General features: G+C 61.3%; 12 protein-coding genes. 11 read left to right on the forward strand and 1 reads right to left on the reverse strand.

Features of this window, described 5'->3' with window-relative positions:
- Window positions 1–170: 170 nt before the first annotated feature.
- Window positions 171–1,439, forward strand: coding sequence for a malic enzyme-like NAD(P)-binding protein (locus QR290_RS03340; protein WP_115076261.1), 1,269 nt, complete (start codon window positions 171–173; stop codon window positions 1,437–1,439).
- A gap of 351 nt (window positions 1,440–1,790) precedes the next feature.
- Here QR290_RS03340 and QR290_RS03345 read toward each other — a convergent pair whose 3' ends face one another.
- Window positions 1,791–4,238, reverse strand: coding sequence for a penicillin-binding protein 1A (locus QR290_RS03345; RefSeq protein ID WP_115076262.1), 2,448 nt, complete (start codon window positions 4,236–4,238; stop codon window positions 1,791–1,793).
- Window positions 4,239–4,455: 217 nt separating this feature from the next.
- On the opposite strand from QR290_RS03345, the gene QR290_RS03350 reads away from it, so the two are divergent.
- The 10 genes from QR290_RS03350 to QR290_RS03395 all read left to right on the forward strand — a co-directional run bounded on the left by QR290_RS03350 (window position 4,456) and on the right by QR290_RS03395 (window position 18,954).
- Window positions 4,456–5,520 carry a pilus assembly protein PilM gene (locus QR290_RS03350; protein ID WP_115076263.1) on the forward strand — a complete coding sequence of 355 codons (1,065 nt, stop codon included), beginning with the start codon at window positions 4,456–4,458 and terminating at the stop codon, window positions 5,518–5,520.
- The gene (locus QR290_RS03355) at window positions 5,520–6,086 is read left to right on the forward strand and encodes a PilN domain-containing protein (protein ID WP_115076264.1); all 567 of its coding nucleotides are present in this window, start codon (window positions 5,520–5,522) and stop codon (window positions 6,084–6,086) included. Before QR290_RS03350 ends, QR290_RS03355 begins: the two co-directional genes overlap by 1 nt.
- Complete coding sequence (pilO, locus tag QR290_RS03360; RefSeq protein ID WP_115076265.1) at window positions 6,083–6,706, forward strand: type 4a pilus biogenesis protein PilO; 624 nt, start codon at window positions 6,083–6,085, stop codon at window positions 6,704–6,706. Before QR290_RS03355 ends, pilO begins: the two co-directional genes overlap by 4 nt.
- Window positions 6,703–7,227, forward strand: coding sequence for a pilus assembly protein PilP (locus QR290_RS03365; protein WP_039766425.1), 525 nt, complete (start codon window positions 6,703–6,705; stop codon window positions 7,225–7,227). Before pilO ends, QR290_RS03365 begins: the two co-directional genes overlap by 4 nt.
- 14 nt (window positions 7,228–7,241) lie before the next feature.
- The gene (pilQ, locus tag QR290_RS03370; RefSeq protein WP_115076266.1) at window positions 7,242–9,320 is read left to right on the forward strand and encodes a type IV pilus secretin PilQ; all 2,079 of its coding nucleotides are present in this window, start codon (window positions 7,242–7,244) and stop codon (window positions 9,318–9,320) included.
- Window positions 9,321–9,324: 4 nt separating this feature from the next.
- Entirely contained in the window at window positions 9,325–9,843 is a 519-nt protein-coding gene (gene aroK, locus QR290_RS03375; RefSeq protein ID WP_011332081.1) for a shikimate kinase AroK, read from the forward strand.
- A 152-nt stretch (window positions 9,844–9,995) separates the two neighbouring features.
- A complete protein-coding gene (gene aroB / locus QR290_RS03380) occupies window positions 9,996–11,096 on the forward strand; it encodes a 3-dehydroquinate synthase (protein ID WP_115076267.1) in 1,101 nt (366 codons plus the stop codon).
- 8 nt (window positions 11,097–11,104) lie between these two features.
- Window positions 11,105–12,706, forward strand: a complete 1,602-nt coding sequence (locus QR290_RS03385; protein ID WP_289204327.1) for an AAA family ATPase — start codon at window positions 11,105–11,107, stop codon at window positions 12,704–12,706.
- A 350-nt stretch (window positions 12,707–13,056) separates the two neighbouring features.
- A complete protein-coding gene (gene gltB / locus QR290_RS03390; RefSeq protein WP_192563218.1) occupies window positions 13,057–17,502 on the forward strand; it encodes a glutamate synthase large subunit in 4,446 nt (1,481 codons plus the stop codon).
- Window positions 17,503–17,535: 33 nt separating this feature from the next.
- On the forward strand, window positions 17,536–18,954 hold the full coding sequence (locus QR290_RS03395; RefSeq protein WP_007909438.1) for an FAD-dependent oxidoreductase: 1,419 nt from the start codon (window positions 17,536–17,538) through the stop codon (window positions 18,952–18,954).
- The last annotated feature ends 178 nt before the right edge of the window (window positions 18,955–19,132 follow it).

A 19,132-nucleotide genomic window follows, 5' to 3' on the forward strand; every position in this document is an offset into this window, starting at 1 on the left:
ACATTTTTTCTGTCGATTGTGAACAGTCTAGCCCTTGTGCGCCGTGGCTCTTGGCCCAAAGTCGTAGGGCAGGGCGCTTGACAGGGGTGACCGGGCAGTCTTGTGGGGACTTTGCGAGGCGCGTATCCTCGCTGACCAGTCTGTCCAACAGTAAAAAGCGGAATGCCAAAATGTCTGATCTGAAAACTGCCGCTCTCGAATATCATGCCAATCCTCGTCCAGGAAAGCTGAGTGTCGAGCTCACCAAGGCCACTGCTACCGCCCGTGACCTGTCGCTGGCCTACAGCCCCGGCGTAGCTGAACCAGTGCGCGAGATCGCCCGCGATCCTGAACTGGCCTACAAGTACACCGGCAAGGGCAACCTGGTTGCAGTCATTTCCGATGGCACCGCGATTCTGGGTCTGGGTAACCTCGGCCCACTGGCTTCCAAGCCAGTGATGGAAGGTAAAGGCGTGCTGTTCAAGCGCTTCGCCGGCATCGACGTCTTCGACATCGAAGTCGACTCCGAAAGCCCGCAAGCCTTCATCGACACCGTAAAACGCATTTCCATCACCTTCGGTGGCATCAACCTGGAAGACATCAAGGCACCTGAGTGCTTTGAGATCGAACGTGCTCTGATCGAGCAGTGCGACATTCCGGTATTCCACGATGACCAGCACGGCACCGCGATCGTGACCGCTGCGGGCATGATCAACGCCCTGGAAATCGCTGGCAAAACCCTGGCCGACGCCAAGATCGTCTGCCTGGGCGCCGGCGCTGCCGCTATCTCCTGCATGAAACTGCTGGTGAGCATGGGCGCCAAGGTCGAGAACATCTACATGGTTGACCGTACTGGCGTGATTCACGCTGGCCGTGACGACCTGAACCAGTACAAGGCTGTGTTCGCTCACCCTACCGAGAAGCGCACCCTGGACGACGCCATCGAAGGTGCTGACGTATTCGTCGGCCTGTCGGGCCCGAACCTGCTGAGCGCCGAGCAACTCAAGCGCATGGCGGCCAACCCGATCGTCTTCGCCTGCTCCAACCCGGATCCGGAAATCTCCCCGGAACTGGCTCACGCCACCCGTAACGACGTGATCATGGCCACCGGCCGTTCGGACTACCCGAACCAGGTCAACAACGTTCTGGGCTTCCCGTTCATCTTCCGTGGTGCCCTGGACGTTCGCGCCAAGCGCATCAACGAAGAAATGAAGATCGCTGCCGCCAACGCCCTGCGCGAACTGGCCAAGCTGCCGGTTCCTCAGGAAGTGTGCGACGCCTACGGCGGTATCTCCTTGGAATTCGGTCGTGAGTACATCATTCCGAAGCCAATGGACAAGCGCCTGATCACCGTGATCTCCGACGCCGTGGCCAAGGCCGCAATCGAGACCGGTGTGGCTACCCTGCCATATCCGAAGAACTACCCGCTGAAAAGCGTGGATGACGTGTTCAACGGCTAAGTCGTTGTAACGCTTCATGAAGAGCCCCGCTTTTTAAGCGGGGTTTTTTTTGTTCTTGAAAATGCGTTCCCGCTTCAAGGGCGGCCCTCACCCTAACCCTCTCCCAGGGGGAGAGGGGACCGACCGAGTTGTCTGGCGTATTACACCGACCTGCAAGACCGAATCGATTATGGATTCACAGCAAGGCTTTCACGTCGGCGTAACTCTCAAACATCCCACGGTCAGTCCCCTCTCCCTCTGGGAGAGGGCTAGGGTGAGGGCTGCCCTTGATGTGAAACGCCATTCTCAGTACGACAGAAAACGAAAAGCCCCGCACTTCTCACGAAGGCGGGGCTTTTCAGTGGATCAGGATCAGAACAAATCGATCGGCGCCTGTTCATCCGCCGGCAGCGGACTACCCGGCGCTGTGCCGTTGCCGATCTCGTTGACCGACGGTGGCGTGTCTTCGGCCTTGAACAGTTCGAAGTAGGCGCCCGGTGTGCTCGGCGATGCCGCGCGACCGCTGACCGGGTCCACCCGCAGGCTGAGGATGCCTTCCGGCTCCGGCTGGACATGCGGCGGCTTGTCCTTCAGCGCGGCGCTCATGTAGTTCATCCAGATCGGCAGTGCCACGGTGCCGCCGAACTCCCGGCGACCGAGGCTTTCCGGCTGGTCGAAACCGGTCCACACGGTGGTCACGTAATCGGCGTTGTAACCGGAGAACCACGCATCCTTGGATTCGTTGGTGGTACCGGTTTTACCCGCGATGTCACTGCGGCCCATGGCCAGTGCGCGACGGCCGGTGCCGAGCTTGATCACGTCCTGCAGCATGCTGTTGAGGATGTAGGTGGTACGGCCATCGACGATGCGCTCGGCGACTGCCGGTGCTTGCGGCACAGCGGCACTGCCCGGCGCTTCACCCGGAACCGGCGCTGCATTGACCGTGAACGCCTGGGTGGCGGGTGCGGCAATACCGTCGGTGGCCGCGCCACCCTGCGGTACGGTCGGCGGGTTGGCGACGAACAGCGTGTCGCCGTTGCGGCTTTCGATCTTGTCGATGATGTACGGGGTGATCTTGTAGCCGCCGTTGGCGAAGGTGCTCCAGCCGGTGGCGATCTCCATCGGGGTCAGGGTCGCGGTGCCCAGCGCCAGAGACAGGTTTGGCGGCAGGTCCTGCTTGTTGAAGCCGAAGCGGGTGATGTAGTCGATGGTCTTGCCTACGCCCATCGCCTGCAACAGGCGGATCGACACCAGGTTGCGCGACTTGTACAGCGCCTCACGCAGACGGATCGGACCGAGGAAGGTGTTGGTGTCGTTCTTCGGACGCCAGACCTTGTCCAGGTACTCGTCGACGAACACGATCGGCGCGTCGTTGACCAGGCTCGCGGCGGTGTAGCCGTTATCCAGCGCGGCGCTGTAGACGAACGGCTTGAAGCTCGAGCCCGGCTGACGCTTGGCCTGCATCGCGCGGTTGTAGTTGCTCTGCTCGAAGGCGAAACCGCCGACCAGCGAACGGATCGCGCCGTTCTGCGGATCCAGCGACACCAGCGCGCCCTGCGCCTGTGGTATCTGGCTGAACTTCAGCGAATTGTTCGGCTGGCGCTGCACGCGAATCAGGTCGCCGATCTGTGCCACATCCGACGGCTGACGCGGGTTGGCGCCCATGCTGTTGGTGTTGAGGAACGGACGGGCCCATTTCATGGTGTCCCACGCAACATGCTCTTCGCCGGTGCGGGTCAGCACTTGCAGACCGTTCTTGTCGACCTGGGTGACGATGGCCGGCTCGAGGCTGCTGATGGTGCGTTGCTTGGTCAGTTCGGTGGCCCAGGCTTCACGGGTCTTGCCTGGCAGGCGCGATTCAGGGCCGCGGTAGCCGTGGCGCTGATCGTAGGTCATTAGGCCTTCGTGCAGCGCGGTGTTGGCCATTTCCTGGAGGTTGCTCGGCACCGTGGTGGTGACGCGGAAACCTTCGGTATAGGCGTCGCTGCCGTAGCGACCGACCATTTCCGCACGGGCCATCTCGGCGATATATGGCGCGTTCACTTCCGGGGTCGGCACGTGATAGCTGGCGTTCAGCGGCTCGTTGATCGCGGCGGTGTAGTCGGCTTCGGTGATCTTGCCGAGCTTGTACATGCGGCCGAGGATCCAGTCGCGACGCTCCTTGCTGCGCGCCGGGTTGGCCAGCGGGTTGAAGCGCGACGGGGCTTTCGGCAGGCCGGCGATCATCGCCATCTGCGCCAGGCTGACTTCGCGGATCGACTTGCCGTAATACACCTGCGCCGCCGCCTCGATGCCGTAAGCGCGGTTGCCCAGATAGATCTTGTTCACGTACAGCTCAAGGATCTCGTCCTTGGTCAACTGGCGTTCGATCTGCAGGGCCAGAAGGATTTCAGTGGTCTTGCGCGAGAAGCTGCGTTCGCTGGTCAGGAAGAAGTTCTTCGCCACCTGCATGGTGATGGTGCTGCCGCCGGACTGGATGTGCCCGCTCTTGACCAGTTGGGTGGCGGCACGCATCAGGCTGCTCGGATCGACGCCGTAGTGGTTGGCGAAGTTGTCGTCTTCAGCACTTAGTAACGCATTGATGAAATTGGGGGGAATGTCGGCGAAACGGATCGGTGTGCGGCGCATTTCGCCAAATTCTGCGATCAACTTGTTGTCGCTGCTGTAGACCCGGAGCGGAATCTGCAACTGAATGCTTCTCAGCGCCTCCACAGATGGCAAACCCGGACTAAGGTAAAGAAACGCGCCGCTGAGACCTAGAAGCAGTCCGCAGAAAACGGCGACGATGGACCAACCGAAAAATTTCAGCAGACGAATCAAGGCTTTTGGACATCCACGGCAAAGAATGAATTGGGCGACAGGGTTCCGGGTAACACACAGAACGACCCGCGCCGGCAGTAAAAAGCGGAAAAAAACGCTGGGCATTATAAGCACTTTTCTGCTGGGGGCGTCATTTGCGCTTCTGTCAAGACGGGGCGAGGGAACGCAATGCGCATTACAGAGTCCGTAACTCACGGATAGTCATAGGGAATTGGTAGTGCTAGGACTCTTCAATAAAAAGGCCAATACGTTACTGGGGATCGACATCAGCTCCACTTCGGTGAAGCTGCTGGAGCTGAGCCGTCAGGGTGAGCGCTACCGGGTCGAGGCATACGCGGTGGAGCCGCTGCCGGCGAGCGCCGTGGTCGAAAAGAACATCGCCGAGCTCGAGGGCGTCGGCCAGGCCCTGTCCCGGGTGCTGGTCAAGGCGCGCACCGGGCTGAAAACCGTGGCGGTGGCCGTGGCCGGTTCGGCGGTGATCACCAAGGTCATCGAGATGGACGCCGGGCTGTCCGACGACGAACTGGAAAACCAGCTCAAGATCGAGGCCGATCAATACATTCCCTATCCGCTGGACGAGGTCGCCATCGACTTCGAAGTCCAGGGCTTTTCGCCGCGCAACCCCGAGCGGGTCAACGTGCTGCTGGCCGCCTGCCGCAAGGAAAACGTCGAGGTCCGCGAAGCGGCGCTAGCACTGGCCGGGCTGACGGCGCGGGTGGTGGATGTCGAAGCCTATGCGCTGGAGCGCTCGTTCGGCCTGCTGGCCACGCAACTGGCGGCCTCCCAGGATCGACTGACGGTGGCCGTGGTCGACATCGGCGCCACCATGACCACCCTCAGCGTCCTGCACAACGGCCGGATCATCTATACCCGCGAACAATTGTTCGGCGGCCGACAGCTGACCGAGGAAATCCAGCGCCGTTATGGCCTGACCCTTGAACAGGCGGGGCTCGCCAAGAAGCAGGGCGGCCTGCCGGACGATTACGTCAGCGAGGTGCTGCAGCCGTTTCGCGAGGCACTGGTGCAGCAGGTGTCGCGCTCCCTGCAGTTCTTTTTCGCCTCCGGCCAGTACAACGCTGTCGACCATATTCTGCTGGCCGGCGGCACGGCGTCGGTGCCCGGGCTCGACCGGCTGATCGAAGAACGCCTGCACACCCCGACCCAGGTCGCCAACCCGTTTTCCGACATGGCCTTGAGCAGCAAGGTCAACGCCGGGGCTTTGGCGAGCGACGCGCCGGCCCTGATGATTGCCTGCGGGCTCGCGCTCAGGAGTTTCGACTGATGGCGCGGATCAACCTTTTACCCTGGCGCGAGGAGCGCCGCGAAGAGCGGCGCAAACGCTTCCTGCTGGCCTTGACCGGCGTGGTGGTCGGTTCGGTGGGGGCGGTGCTCATTGCCGATCAGATCATCAGCGCCGCCATCGCCCGGCAGGTCGCGCGCAATGACTACATCGGCAAGCAGATCGCCGTGGTCGATGAACGGATCAAACAGATCAGCGAGCTCAAGGCCCACCGCCAGCAGCTGGTGGAGCGCATGCGCATCATCCAGGACTTGCAGGGCAATCGGCAGATCAGCGGGCGGATCTTCGATCAGCTGGCGCGCACCTTGCCCGACGGGGTGTATTTCACCGACGTGAAAATGGTCGGCAAGACCTTGTCGATCAGCGGCGCGGCGGAGTCGAACAATCGAGTGTCCGACCTGATGCGCAATCTCGATGCCTCCGACTGGTTCGATGCGCCCAACCTCAATGAAGTGAAAGCCACCACCGCCGGACAAGTGGATCAGGCCAACGTTTTTCAATTGACGGTTCGCCAGACTCGCCCACGGCTCGAGGAGGGCGACCAATGAAGCCGTCCGAGTGGTTGCAAAGCCTGCGCAATGTCGACTTCAACGATCTGGACACCAGCAACATCGGCTCCTGGCCGCCAGTGGTCAAAAGCCTGGCCGGCGGGCTGTTGATGGTGTTGGTTTTGGCGCTTGGCTATAACTTTTTCATCAGTGATCTGGAGAGTCAGCTCGAGCTCAAGCGTGAGGAGGAGACCACCCTCAAGGAGCAGTTCGCGAGCAAGGCGCACATGGCGGCCAATCTGGAGCTGTACACCCAGCAGATGAAAGAGATGGAAAACTCGTTCGGCGTGCTGTTGCGGCAACTGCCCAGTGACACCGAAGTGCCGGGGTTGCTGGAAGACATCACCCGCACCGGGCTGGGCAGCGGTCTTGAATTCGAAGAGATCAAGCTGCTGCCGGAGGTCACCCAGCAGTTCTACATCGAGTTGCCCATCCAGATCACCGTGACCGGTGCCTATCACGACCTCGCGACCTTCGTCAGCGGCGTGGCCGGGCTCCCACGGATCGTCACCCTGCACGATTTCGAGCTCGCGCCGGCCAATCCCGAAGGCGGGCCGAAGTTGCGCATGAGCATTCTCGCCAAGACCTACCGCTACAACGACAAGGGGCTGCAAAAATGAGCCCGATCCGTTTTATCGCCTTGTCGGCATTGTTATTGGTACTTGGTGGCTGCGGTGGTGATGACTTCAGCGATCTCGACGCTTACATGAATGAAGTGCGCCTGCGCCCGCCGGGCAAGATCGAGCCGACCCCGACCTTCCGTTCCTATCCGACTTTCACCTACAGCGCCGCCAACCTGCGCAGTCCGTTTTCGCGTCAGCTGCGGGTCGATCTGGCCGGGCAGAAACACGGCTCGCGCGACGTGAAACCCGATCCCAACCGGGTCAAGCAATACCTCGAAGGTTTCAACATCGAGCAGTTTGAAATGGTCGGCACGATTGCCAACGCCTCAGGTTCCTTCGCGCTACTGCGGGGGGCGGGCGGAGTTCACCGGCTCAAGGTCGGTGATTATCTGGGCCGCAATGACGGGCGCATCGTTGCCATCAGCGCTTCACAGGTCGAAGTGGTGGAAATCGTTCCGGATGGCCAGGGCGCCTGGCTTGAGCGGCCGCGCACCATTCCTTTGAAAGAGCACTCATAAGTGGAAGTCGAACAATGAACAGGATTTTCTCCACCCTCGGTTTCTCGCTATGGATAGCGCTGCTTTCGCCGATGGTACAGGCAGCCAATCTGAAGGCGCTGGACGTCGCGGCACTGCCGGGCGACCGGGTCGAGCTGAAGCTGTCGTTCGACGGCCCACCCCCGCAGCCAAAGGGTTACACCACCGATTCGCCGGCGCGGATTGCCCTCGATCTGCCGGGTGTTGCCAGTCAACTGGCGAGCAAGACTCGCGACCTGGGCAGTGGCAATGCCCGCACGGCCACGGTGGTCGAGGCCAATAACCGGACGCGGCTGATCATCAGCCTGACGCAACTGGCGCCTTACGACACCCGGGTCGAAGGCAATACGGTGTTCGTGGTGGTCGGGCAGGGCAGCAAAGCCGCTGCCCCGCGTACGGCCGCTCGTGCACCGCGTGCGGCACCTGCGGCAGCGCCGGTCCGCACGTATACGCCGACCGCCAGGGCCATTCGCGGCGTGGATTTCCAGCGTGGCACGGCGGGCGAAGGCAACGTGGTCATCGATCTGTCCGACCCGGCCATCGCCCCGGACATCCAGGAACACGACGGCAAGATCATCCTCAGTTTCGCGCGTACCCAATTGCCCGAGCCGCTGCGGGTGCGCCTCGACGTCAAGGATTTCGCCACCCCGGTGCAGTTCGTCAATGCCGGTGTCAGCGGTGATCGCGCGATGATCACCGTCGAACCCAGCGGGACTTTCGACTATTCCACCTACCAGACCGACAACAAACTGACCGTCAGCATCCGGCCGCTGACTATTGATGATCTGCAAAAGCGCAACGCCGACCGCAACAGCTATAACGGCGAAAAGCTCTCGCTGAATTTTCAGGACATCGATGTGCGTTCGGTGCTGCAACTGATCGCCGACTTCACCAACCTCAATCTGGTGGCCAGCGATACGGTACAGGGCGGCATTACCTTGCGCCTGCAGAATGTGCCGTGGGATCAGGCGCTGGATCTGGTGCTCAAGACCAAAGGCCTGGACAAACGCAAGGTCGGCAACGTGTTGCTGGTGGCCCCGGCAGATGAAATCGCTGCGCGTGAGCGGCAGGAACTGGAATCGCAGAAACAGATCGCCGAACTGGCGCCGTTGCGCCGCGAGCTGCTGCAAGTGAACTACGCCAAGGCTGCGGACATTGCCAAGCTGTTCCAGTCGGTCACCAGTGCCGAGGCCAAGGTCGACGAACGGGGGTCGATCACCGTCGATGAGCGGACCAACAACATCATTGCCTACCAGACCCAGGATCGCCTCGACGAGTTGCGGCGGATCGTGGCGCAGCTGGATATTCCGGTGCGTCAGGTGATGATCGAGGCGCGGATCGTCGAAGCCAACGTCGATTACGACAAGAGTCTGGGCGTGCGCTGGGGCGGATCGATCCAGAACAAGGGCAACTGGAACACTTCCGGGGTCAGCAACGGCTCTTCGACCACCATCGGCACGCCGGGCAGCACCAGCACCAACTCACCGTTCGTCGACATGGGCACGGTGAACAATACGTCCGGGATCGGCATCGCATTCATCACCGACAACGTCTTGCTCGACCTTGAGCTGACCGCGATGGAGAAGACCGGCAACGGCGAAATCGTCTCGCAGCCCAAGGTGGTCACCTCCGACAAGGAGACTGCGAAGATTCTCAAGGGCACCGAGATTCCGTATCAGGAAGCCAGCTCCAGCGGCGCTACATCGGTGTCTTTCAAGGAGGCCTCGCTGTCGCTGGAAGTGACGCCGCAGATCACCCCCGATAACCGCATCATCATGGAGGTGAAGGTCACCAAGGACGAACCGGACTACCTGAACAAAGTGCAGGATGTACCGCCGATCAAGAAGAACGAGGTCAATGCCAAGGTGCTGGTGAACGACGGCGAGACCATCGTGATCGGGGGCGTTTTCTCAAATACTCAAAGCAAGGTTGTAGATAAGGTGCCATTTCTTGGCGATGTGCCGTATCTTGGCCGCCTTTTCCGGCGTGATGTGGTTTCGGAGAAAAAATCCGAGCTGCTGGTATTTCTCACTCCGCGTATCATGAATAACCAGGCGATTGCTGTGAGTCGTTGATTCTGTGCGAAATTTGATTCTTGTAGGACCGATGGGGGCTGGAAAAAGCACCATCGGCCGATTACTGGCCAAAGAGCTGCGCCTGCCGTTCAAGGATTCCGACAAGGAAATTGAACTGCGTACGGGCGCCAATATCCCGTGGATCTTCGACAAGGAAGGCGAGCCCGGCTTTCGTGACCGTGAGCAGGCGATGATCGCCGAGCTGTGCGCGTTCGACGGCGTGGTGCTGGCGACCGGCGGCGGTGCAGTGATGCGCGATGCCAACCGCAAGGCCCTTCACGAGGGCGGGCGGGTGGTGTATCTGCACGCGTCCGTCGAGCAGCAGGTTGGCCGCACCTCTCGCGACCGCAACCGGCCGTTGCTGCGCACCGCCAATCCGGAGAAAACCTTGCGCGACCTGCTGGCGATCCGTGATCCGCTCTATCGGGAAATCGCCGATCTGGTGGTGGAAACCGACGAGCGGCCACCACGCATGGTCGTGCTCGATATTCTCGACCGCCTGGCGCAGCTTCCGCCCCGTTAAAGCATCGCTCGAAATGCGCTATCCTCGGCGTCCTGTCACAGCCCGCCGAGGTTGTGGCGGATGGCGTGCGAGCGGCGTCATACCCGCTATAGGCCGCAGACAACCAATAATTCAGGGCAGGACGCCTGCTTCCATCTTCACTGTGGGGACACATGCAGACACTCAAGGTCGACCTAGGCGAGCGCAGCTACCCGATTCACATTGGCGAAGGATTACTGGACCAGCCTGAGCTGCTGGCCCCGCATATCCACGGGCGGCAAGTGGCAATCATCTCCAACGAGACCGTTGCGCCGCTCTATCTCGAGCGTCTGACCCGCAGCCTGACGCAGTTCTCGGTGGTTTCCGTGGTGCTGCCCGACGGCGAAGCCTTCAAGAACTGGGAAACCCTTCAACTGATCTTCGACGGTCTGCTGACCGCCCGTCATGACCGTCGCACTACAGTGATCGCCCTCGGTGGCGGCGTAATCGGCGACATGGCCGGTTTCGCAGCCGCCTGCTACCAGCGCGGCGTCGATTTCATCCAGATTCCTACCACGCTGCTGTCCCAGGTCGATTCGTCGGTGGGTGGCAAGACCGGGATCAACCATCCGCTGGGCAAGAACATGGTCGGCGCGTTCTATCAGCCGAACGTGGTGCTGATCGATACCGCGTCCCTGAAAACCCTGCCAGCGCGCGAGCTGTCGGCGGGGCTGGCGGAAGTCATCAAGTACGGCCTTATCTGCGACGAACCGTTCCTGACCTGGCTCGAAGACAACGTCGACGCGTTGCGTGCGCTGGATCAAACGGCCCTGACCTATGCCATCGAGCGCTCCTGCGCTGCCAAGGCCGCAGTAGTCGGCGCCGACGAAAAAGAAACTGGCGTACGGGCTACCCTCAATCTCGGCCACACCTTTGGCCACGCCATCGAAACTCACATGGGCTATGGTGTCTGGTTGCATGGCGAAGCGGTTGCTGCTGGCACCGTGATGGCGCTGGAAATGTCCGCGCGCCTGGGCTGGATCAGCGAGCAGGAGCGCGATCGCGGCATCCGCCTGTTCCAGCGTGCCGGTCTGCCGGTGATCCCGCCGGAAGAGATGACCGAAGCCGATTTTCTTGAACACATGGCAATTGACAAAAAAGTGATCGACGGTCGCTTGCGCCTGGTGCTGCTGCGCCGGATGGGCGAAGCGGTGGTGACCGACGATTATCCGAAAGAGGTTCTACAGGCCACGCTGGGAGCGGATTACCGCGCTCTGGCTCAGCTTAAAGGTTAAAGATTCCGATGACTAGTTTGCATGCCGACGAGGCGTTCCTCGGCCATTTCCAGTTAAGTCACGACCCTTTCGCGCCGCGGGTGCCGGGCTTCAAATTCTTCCCGGCCCAGCGCAAGCCGGTGCTGGGGCAGTTGCATCATCTGGCGCGTTACAGCCAGTTGTTGCTGGTAGTCACCGGCCCGCAGGGCAGCGGCAAGACCCTGCTGCGTCAGGCGCTGGTTGCCAGCACCAACAAGCAATCGGTGCAGAGTGTTGTCGTTTCCGCCCGTGGCGCCGGCGATGCAGCCGGTGTGCTGCGTCAGATTGCCCAGGCGCTGGACGTGGCCCAGGCCGAAGTCGGGGCGATCCTCGATCAGGTCGTGCAGCTCGCGCTGACGGGGCAGGAAGTCTATCTGCTGGTGGACGATGCCGAGCAGCTCGACGAGTCCGCACTTGAAGCCCTGATGGCGCTGGGCGCCGGCGCTCCGGAAGGCCGCCCACACGTGTTCCTGTTCGGTGAGTCGTCGCTGATCGCCCAGCTCGAGGCTTTGCACCTCGAGGAAGAGCGTTTCCACGTCATCGAATTGCAGCCGTACACCGAAGAAGAAACCCGCGAGTATCTCGACCAGCGGCTCGAAGGCGCGGGCCGGGGTGTCGAACTTTTCACCGCGGATCAGATCTCTGATATTCACGAAAGCTCCGAGGGTTGGCCGGGCAACATCAACCAGGTCGCTCGCGATGCTCTGATCGAAGTCATGATTGCCAGCCGCTCTGCGGTCAAGCGTCCAAGTATGGGGTTCAACATGCCGAAGAAACACGTATTGGCGATTTCCGCCGTCGTTGTGGTCGCGGTCGCTGCCGCCTGGCTGATGCCGGGTCGCAACAAGGCGCCGACTACCGGTGCGCCGGCCAACGAGCAGGCGCAACTGCCATTGGGCCAGGGCACGCCGCAGGCGGGTGGCGCGCCGTCCGTCGAATTCAACGGCAATACCCAGCCGATGCCGCTGCCGCTGGTCGGCAACTCGCAGCCGGTGATGCGCGGTCCGTTGGCTGAAGCGGCGGGCGGCATTACCGAAGGCGACGACGGTGTGCCAGTCGAAGGTTCCAGCAACACGCCACCAACCGTGACCACCACTGCTCCACCGGCGGGCGTTCAGGCCGGCCCTGCGCCGACGCCAGTTCCGGTTCCAGTCCCGGCCCTTAAACCGACCCCGGCACCGACCCAGGTCGCTACCGCCAAGCCTGCTCCGGCCACTCCAGCGGCCAAACCGGCTCCAGCGCCTGCCAAGCCTGTTGCCGCCGCCAAACCGGCCGAGAAGCCGGTCACCGTCGCCAAGGCTGCCGGTGGCAGCTGGTACGCCGGTCAGCCGACCAGCAACTACGTGGTGCAGATCCTCGGCACCAGCTCCGAAGCGACCGCGCAAAGCTTCGTCAAGGAGCAGGGCGGCGAGTACCGTTATTTCAAGAAAGTCCTCAACGGCAAGCCTCTCTACGTGATCACCTACGGCAACTTCGCCAATCGTGATGCAGCCGTTTCTGCCATCAAGGCCTTGCCAGCGAAGGTTCAGGCTGGTAAACCTTGGCCTCGCACTGTCGCCAGCGTCCAACAGGAACTGGCAACAACTCGCTGAAGATTCGGCGGCCTTACCCAGGCCGCCTCTCCAAGCACCTCAAAATCTCTACAAGTGCGCGCCGTCTCTACAGACCGCGTGCCTTGTGGTGTCTGCGTCACAGTAGTCTTTGAGTCGTTGCGGTCAAAATTAAAAAAGTTTTGACTAGCACAGCAGATCGCTTTAAACCTTTCACAAATGCGACATGAATTTGCGACATTTCGTCGTCAAATTTGTGAGCCTCTGTGTCGCTGTGTACAATGACCACCCTTTTGCCCCCGCTAAGCCGGCGTACGTTCGGCGCGAGATGCAAGTGGTTGAATTGAAAAGAAATTTGCCTCGAAAAGAGGCAGCCTGGTGAGAAAGTGTCTATGAAAGCAGGTCTGTACCAACCAGATGAATTCAAGGATAACTGCGGTTTCGGCCTGATAGCCCATATGCAGGGCGAGCCCAGTCATACCCTTTTGCAAACGGCCATCGAGGCCCTGACCTGCATGACCCACCGCGGTGGGATTAATGCCGACGGCAAGACCGGTGACGGTTGCGGTCTGCTGATTCAAAAGCCCGACGCGTTCCTGCGTGCCATTGCCCAGGAAACCTTCAGCGTCGAGCTGCCCAAGCAATATGCCGTGGGCATGGTCTTCTTCAATCAGGATCCGGCCAAGGCCGAAGCCGCTCGCGAGAACATGAACCGCGAGATCCTCGCTGAAGGCCTGCAACTGATCGGCTGGCGCAAAGTGCCAATCGACACCAGCGTCCTCGGCCGCCTGGCCCTTGAGCGCCTGCCGCAGATCGAACAGGTGTACATCGGCGGCGAAGGCCTGAGCGATCAGGACATGGCGGTCAAGCTGTTCAGCGCCCGTCGTCGCTCGTCCGTGGCCAACGCCGCCGACACCGACCACTACATCTGCAGCTTTTCCCACAAGACCATCATCTATAAAGGCCTGATGATGCCGGCCGACCTGGCCGCGTTCTATCCGGACCTGGGTGACCAGCGCCTGCAAACCGCAATCTGCGTGTTCCACCAGCGCTTCTCCACCAACACCCTGCCGAAATGGCCGCTGGCCCAGCCATTCCGCTTCCTCGCTCACAACGGCGAGATCAACACCATCACCGGCAACCGCAACTGGGCTCAGGCCCGTCGCACCAAGTTCACCAACGATCTGATGGATCTGGAAGAACTCGGCCCGCTGGTCAACCGTGTCGGTTCCGACTCCTCGAGCATGGACAACATGCTCGAACTGATGGTCACCGGCGGCATCGACCTGTTCCGTGGCGTGCGGATGATCATTCCGCCGGCGTGGCAGAACGTCGAAACCATGGACCCGGATCTGCGTGCGTTCTACGAGTACAACTCGATGCACATGGAGCCGTGGGACGGCCCGGCCGGCGTGGTAATGACCGACGGTCGCTACGCAGTGTGCCTGCTCGACCGTAACGGTCTGCGCCCGGCGCGCTGGGTCACCACCACCAACGGTTTCATCACCCTCGCGTCGGAAATCGGCGTGTGGGACTACAAGCCTGAAGACGTGATCGCTAAAGGCCGTGTCGGTCCTGGCCAGATCTTCGCTGTGGACACCGAAACCGGGCAGATCCTCGACACCGACGCGATCGACAACCGTCTCAAATCCCGTCATCCGTACAAGCAATGGCTGCGCAAGAATGCCCTGCGCATTCAGGCGACCATGGAAGACAACGATCACGGTTCGGCTTTCTACGACGTCGATCAGCTCAAGCAATACATGAAGATGTATCAGGTCACGTTCGAAGAGCGCGATCAGGTACTGCGTCCGCTCGGCGAGCAAGGCTACGAAGCCGTTGGCTCGATGGGCGACGACACGCCGATGGCCGTGCTGTCCCAGCGCGTGCGCACGCCGTACGACTATTTCCGCCAGCAGTTCGCGCAGGTGACCAACCCGCCGATCGACCCGCTGCGTGAAGCGATCGTTATGTCGCTGGAAATCTGCCTCGGTGCCGAGCGCAACATCTTCCAGGAATCGCCGGAACACGCCTCGCGCGTGATCCTCAGCTCGCCGGTCATTTCCCCGGCCAAGTGGCGTTCGCTGATGAACCTCGACCGTCCGGGTTTCGAGCGGCAGATCATCGACCTCAACTACGACGAAAGCGTTGGCCTCGAAGCGGCGATCCGCAATGTCGCCGATCAGGCTGAAGAAGCCGTGCGTGCCGGTCGTACCCAGATCGTTCTGAGCGACCGCCATATCGCCCCGGGCAAACTGCCGATCCACGCTTCGCTGGCCACCGGCGCGGTGCACCACCGCCTGACCGAAAAAGGCCTGCGCTGCGACTCCAACATCCTGGTGGAAACCGCCACCGCACGGGATCCGCATCACTTCGCGGTGCTGATCGGCTTCGGCGCCTCGGCGGTCTATCCGTTCCTCGCGTACGAAGTGCTGGGCGACCTGATCCGTACCGGTGAAGTCCTGGGCGACCTCTACGAGGTGTTCAAGAACTACCGTAAAGGCATCACCAAAGGCCTGTTGAAGATCCTGTCGAAGATGGGCATCTCGACCATCGCGTCCTATCGCGGTGCTCAGCTGTTTGAAGCCATCGGTCTGTCCGAGGAAGTTTGCGAGCTGAGCTTCCGTGGCGTGCCGAGCCGCATCAAGGGTGCGCGTTTCGTCGACATCGAAGCCGAGCAGAAAGCACTGGCCACCGAAGCCTGGAGTCCGCGCAAGCCGATCCAGCAGGGCGGTCTGCTGAAGTTCGTCCACGGTGGCGAATATCACGCGTACAACCCGGACGTGGTCAACACCCTGCAAGCCGCCGTGCAGCAGGGCGACTACGCCAAATTCAAGGAATACACCTCGCTGGTGGACAACCGTCCGGTGTCGATGATCCGCGACCTGTTCAAGGTCAAAACCCTCGACACGCCGCTGGACATCAGTGAAGTCGAGCCGCTGGAATCGGTGCTCAAGCGCTTCGACTCCGCCGGCATCTCGCTGGGCGCCCTGTCGCCGGAAGCTCACGAAGCCCTGGCCGAAGCCATGAACCGCCTGGGTGCGCGTTCCAACTCCGGCGAAGGCGGCGAAGACCCGGCGCGCTACGGCACCATCAAGAGCTCGAAAATCAAACAGGTCGCGACCGGCCGTTTCGGTGTGACCCCGGAATACCTGGTCAACGCCGAAGTGCTGCAGATCAAGGTCGCCCAGGGCGCCAAGCCGGGCGAGGGCGGGCAACTGCCGGGCGGTAAAGTGAACGGGCTGATCGCCAAGCTGCGTTACGCAGTGCCGGGCGTGACCCTGATTTCGCCACCGCCGCACCACGACATCTATTCCATCGAAGACTTGTCGCAGCTGATCTTTGACCTGAAACAGGTCAACCCGAAGGCGCTGGTTTCGGTGAAACTCGTGGCTGAAGCAGGCGTCGGCACCATCGCCGCCGGTGTGGCCAAGGCCTATGCGGACTTGATCACCATCTCCGGCTACGACGGCGGCACCGGTGCTTCGCCGCTGACCTCGATCAAATACGCTGGCGCTCCGTGGGAACTTGGCCTGGCCGAAACCCACCAGACCCTGCGCGGCAACGACCTGCGCGGCAAGGTCCGGGTCCAGACCGACGGCGGCCTGAAAACCGGCCTCGACGTGATCAAGGCAGCCATCCTCGGCGCCGAAAGCTTCGGTTTCGGCACCGCGCCGATGATCGCGCTGGGCTGCAAATACCTGCGCATCTGCCACCTGAACAACTGCGCCACCGGCGTCGCGACCCAGAACGAGAAGCTGCGCAAGGATCACTACATCGGCACCGTCGACATGGTGGTGAACTTCTTCACCTACGTCGCCGAAGAAACCCGTGAGTGGCTGGCCAAGCTGGGCGTGCGTTCCCTCGAAGAGCTGATCGGCCGTACCGATCTGCTGGAAATCCTCGAAGGCCAGACCGCCAAGCAACATCACCTGGATCTGACTCCGCTGCTGGGCAGCGACCACATCCCGGCGGACAAGCCTCAGTTCTGCGGCGTCGAGCGCAACCCGCCCTTCGACCAGGGCCTGCTGGCCGAGAAAATGGTCGAGATGGCGACGTCGGCGATCAACGACCTCAGCGGCGCCGAGTTCGATCTGGATATCTGCAACTGCGACCGTTCGATCGGCGCACGGATCTCCGGCGAAATCGCGCGCAAGCATGGCAACCAGGGCATGGCGAAAGCGCCAATCACCTTCCGCTTCAAGGGCACTGCCGGTCAGAGCTTCGGCGTGTGGAACGCCGGCGGTCTGAACATGTACCTGGAAGGCGACGCCAACGACTACGTCGGCAAAGGCATGACCGGTGGCAAGTTGACCATCGTGCCGCCGAAGGGCAGCGTTTATAAGACTCAGGAAAGCGCCATCATCGGCAACACCTGCCTGTACGGCGCCACGGGCGGCAAGCTGTTCGCCGCCGGCACCGCAGGCGAGCGTTTCGCCGTGCGCAACTCCGGTGCCCACACGGTCGTGGAAGGCACTGGCGATCACTGCTGTGAGTACATGACCGGTGGTTTTGTCTGCGTTCTGGGCAAGACCGGTTACAACTTCGGCTCTGGCATGACCGGCGGTTTCGCCTACGTGCTCGATCAGGACAACACCTTCGTTGACCGGGTCAACCACGAACTGGTGGAAATCCAGCGGATCAGCGGCGAGGCGATGGAAGCCTATCGCAGCCACCTGCAGAACGTGCTGAACGAGTACGTCGCGGAAACCGACAGCGAGTGGGGTCGTGAACTCGCCGAGAACCTCGATGACTACCTGCGTCGTTTCTGGCTGGTCAAGCCGAAGGCTGCCAACCTGAAGTCGTTGCTTTCCAGCACCCGTGCCAACCCGCAGTGATATGCGCCTGAAGAGTTTGATGAGGTTTTAACAATGGCTGAACGTCTGAATAACGACTTCCAGTTCATCGATGTCGGGCGCAAGGATCCGAAGAAGAAACTGTTGCGTCAACGCAAGAAAGAGTTCGTGGAAATCTACGAACCGTTCAAACCCCAGCAGTCGGCCGATCAGGCCCACCGCTGCCTGGGTTGCGGCAACCCGTATTGCGAATGGAAGTGCCCGGTGCACAACTTCATTCCGAACTGGCTGAAACTGGTGGCCGAGGGCAACATCCTCCAGGCCGCCGAGCTGTCGCACCAGACCAACACCCTGCCGGAAGTCTGCGGCCGGGTGTGCCCGCAAGATCGTCTGTGCGAGGGTGCCTGCACCCTTAACGACGGCTTCGGCGCGGTGACCATCGGTTCGGTCGAGAAGTACATCACCGACACCGCGTTCGCCATGGGCTGGCGCCCGGACATGTCCAAGGTCAAACCGACCGGCAAGCGCGTCGCGATCATCGGCGCGGGCCCGGCGGGTCTGGGTTGTGCCGACGTGCTGGTGCGTGGCGGCGTGACGCCTGTGGTGTTCGACAAGAACCCGGAAATCGGCGGTCTGCTGACCTTCGGCATCCCCGAGTTCAAGCTCGAGAAGACCGTGCTGAGCAATCGCCGCGAAGTCTTCACCGGCATGGGCATCGAGTTCCGCCTCAACACCGAGGTCGGCAAGGACGTGACCATGGAGCAACTGCTCGCCGAATACGATGCCGTGTTCATGGGCATGGGCACCTACACCTACATGAAGGGCGGTTTTGCCGGTGAGGATCTGCCGGGCGTCTATGACGCGCTGGACTTCCTGATCGCCAACGTCAATCGCAACCTGGGCTTTGAAAAGTCGCCGGAAGATTTCGTCGACATGAAAGGCAAGAAGGTCGTGGTGCTGGGCGGCGGCGACACGGCGATGGACTGCAACCGCACCTCGATCCGCCAGGGCGCCAAGTCGGTGACCTGCGCCTATCGTCGTGACGAAGCGAACATGCCCGGCTCGCGCAAAGAGGTGAAGAACGCCAAGGAAGAAGGCGTGAAATTCCTCTACAACCGCCAGCCAATCGCCATCGTCGGCGAAGACAAGGTCGAAGGCGTGAAAGTGGTCGAGACCCGTCTCGGCGAGCCTGACGCCCGTGGCCGTCGCAGCCCAGAGCCGATTCCGGGCTCCGAAGAGATCATTCCGGCCGACGCCGTGGTCATCGCTTTCGGTTTCCGCCCGAGCCCGGCGCCGTGGTTCGAACAGTTCGAAATCCAGACCGACAGCCAGGGCCGCGTCGTTGCGCCCGAGCAAGGTCAGTACAAGCACCAGACCAGCAACCCGAAAATCTTCGCCGGTGGCGACATGGTGCGCGGTTCCGACCTGGTGGTGACGGCGATCTTCGAAGGCCGCAATGCGGCTGAAGGGATCCTGGATTACCTGGGGGTCTAACCCGGTTCAAAACTGCACCGCAATACCTGTGGGAGCTGGCTCGCCAGCGATTGCATCAACTTGGTTTACCTGAAAAAACCGAGTTGCCTGCATCGCTGGCAAGCCAGCTCCCACAGTGTTTCTCAGTGTTGCTGATAGCGCATTTCCAGCGCGACAAATTGACCCGATAGACAAAAGG

Origin of the sequence: Pseudomonas fluorescens (assembly GCF_030344995.1) — a bacterium.
In the GTDB taxonomy this organism is placed as follows: Bacteria; Pseudomonadota; Gammaproteobacteria; order Pseudomonadales; family Pseudomonadaceae; genus Aquipseudomonas; species Aquipseudomonas fluorescens_BF.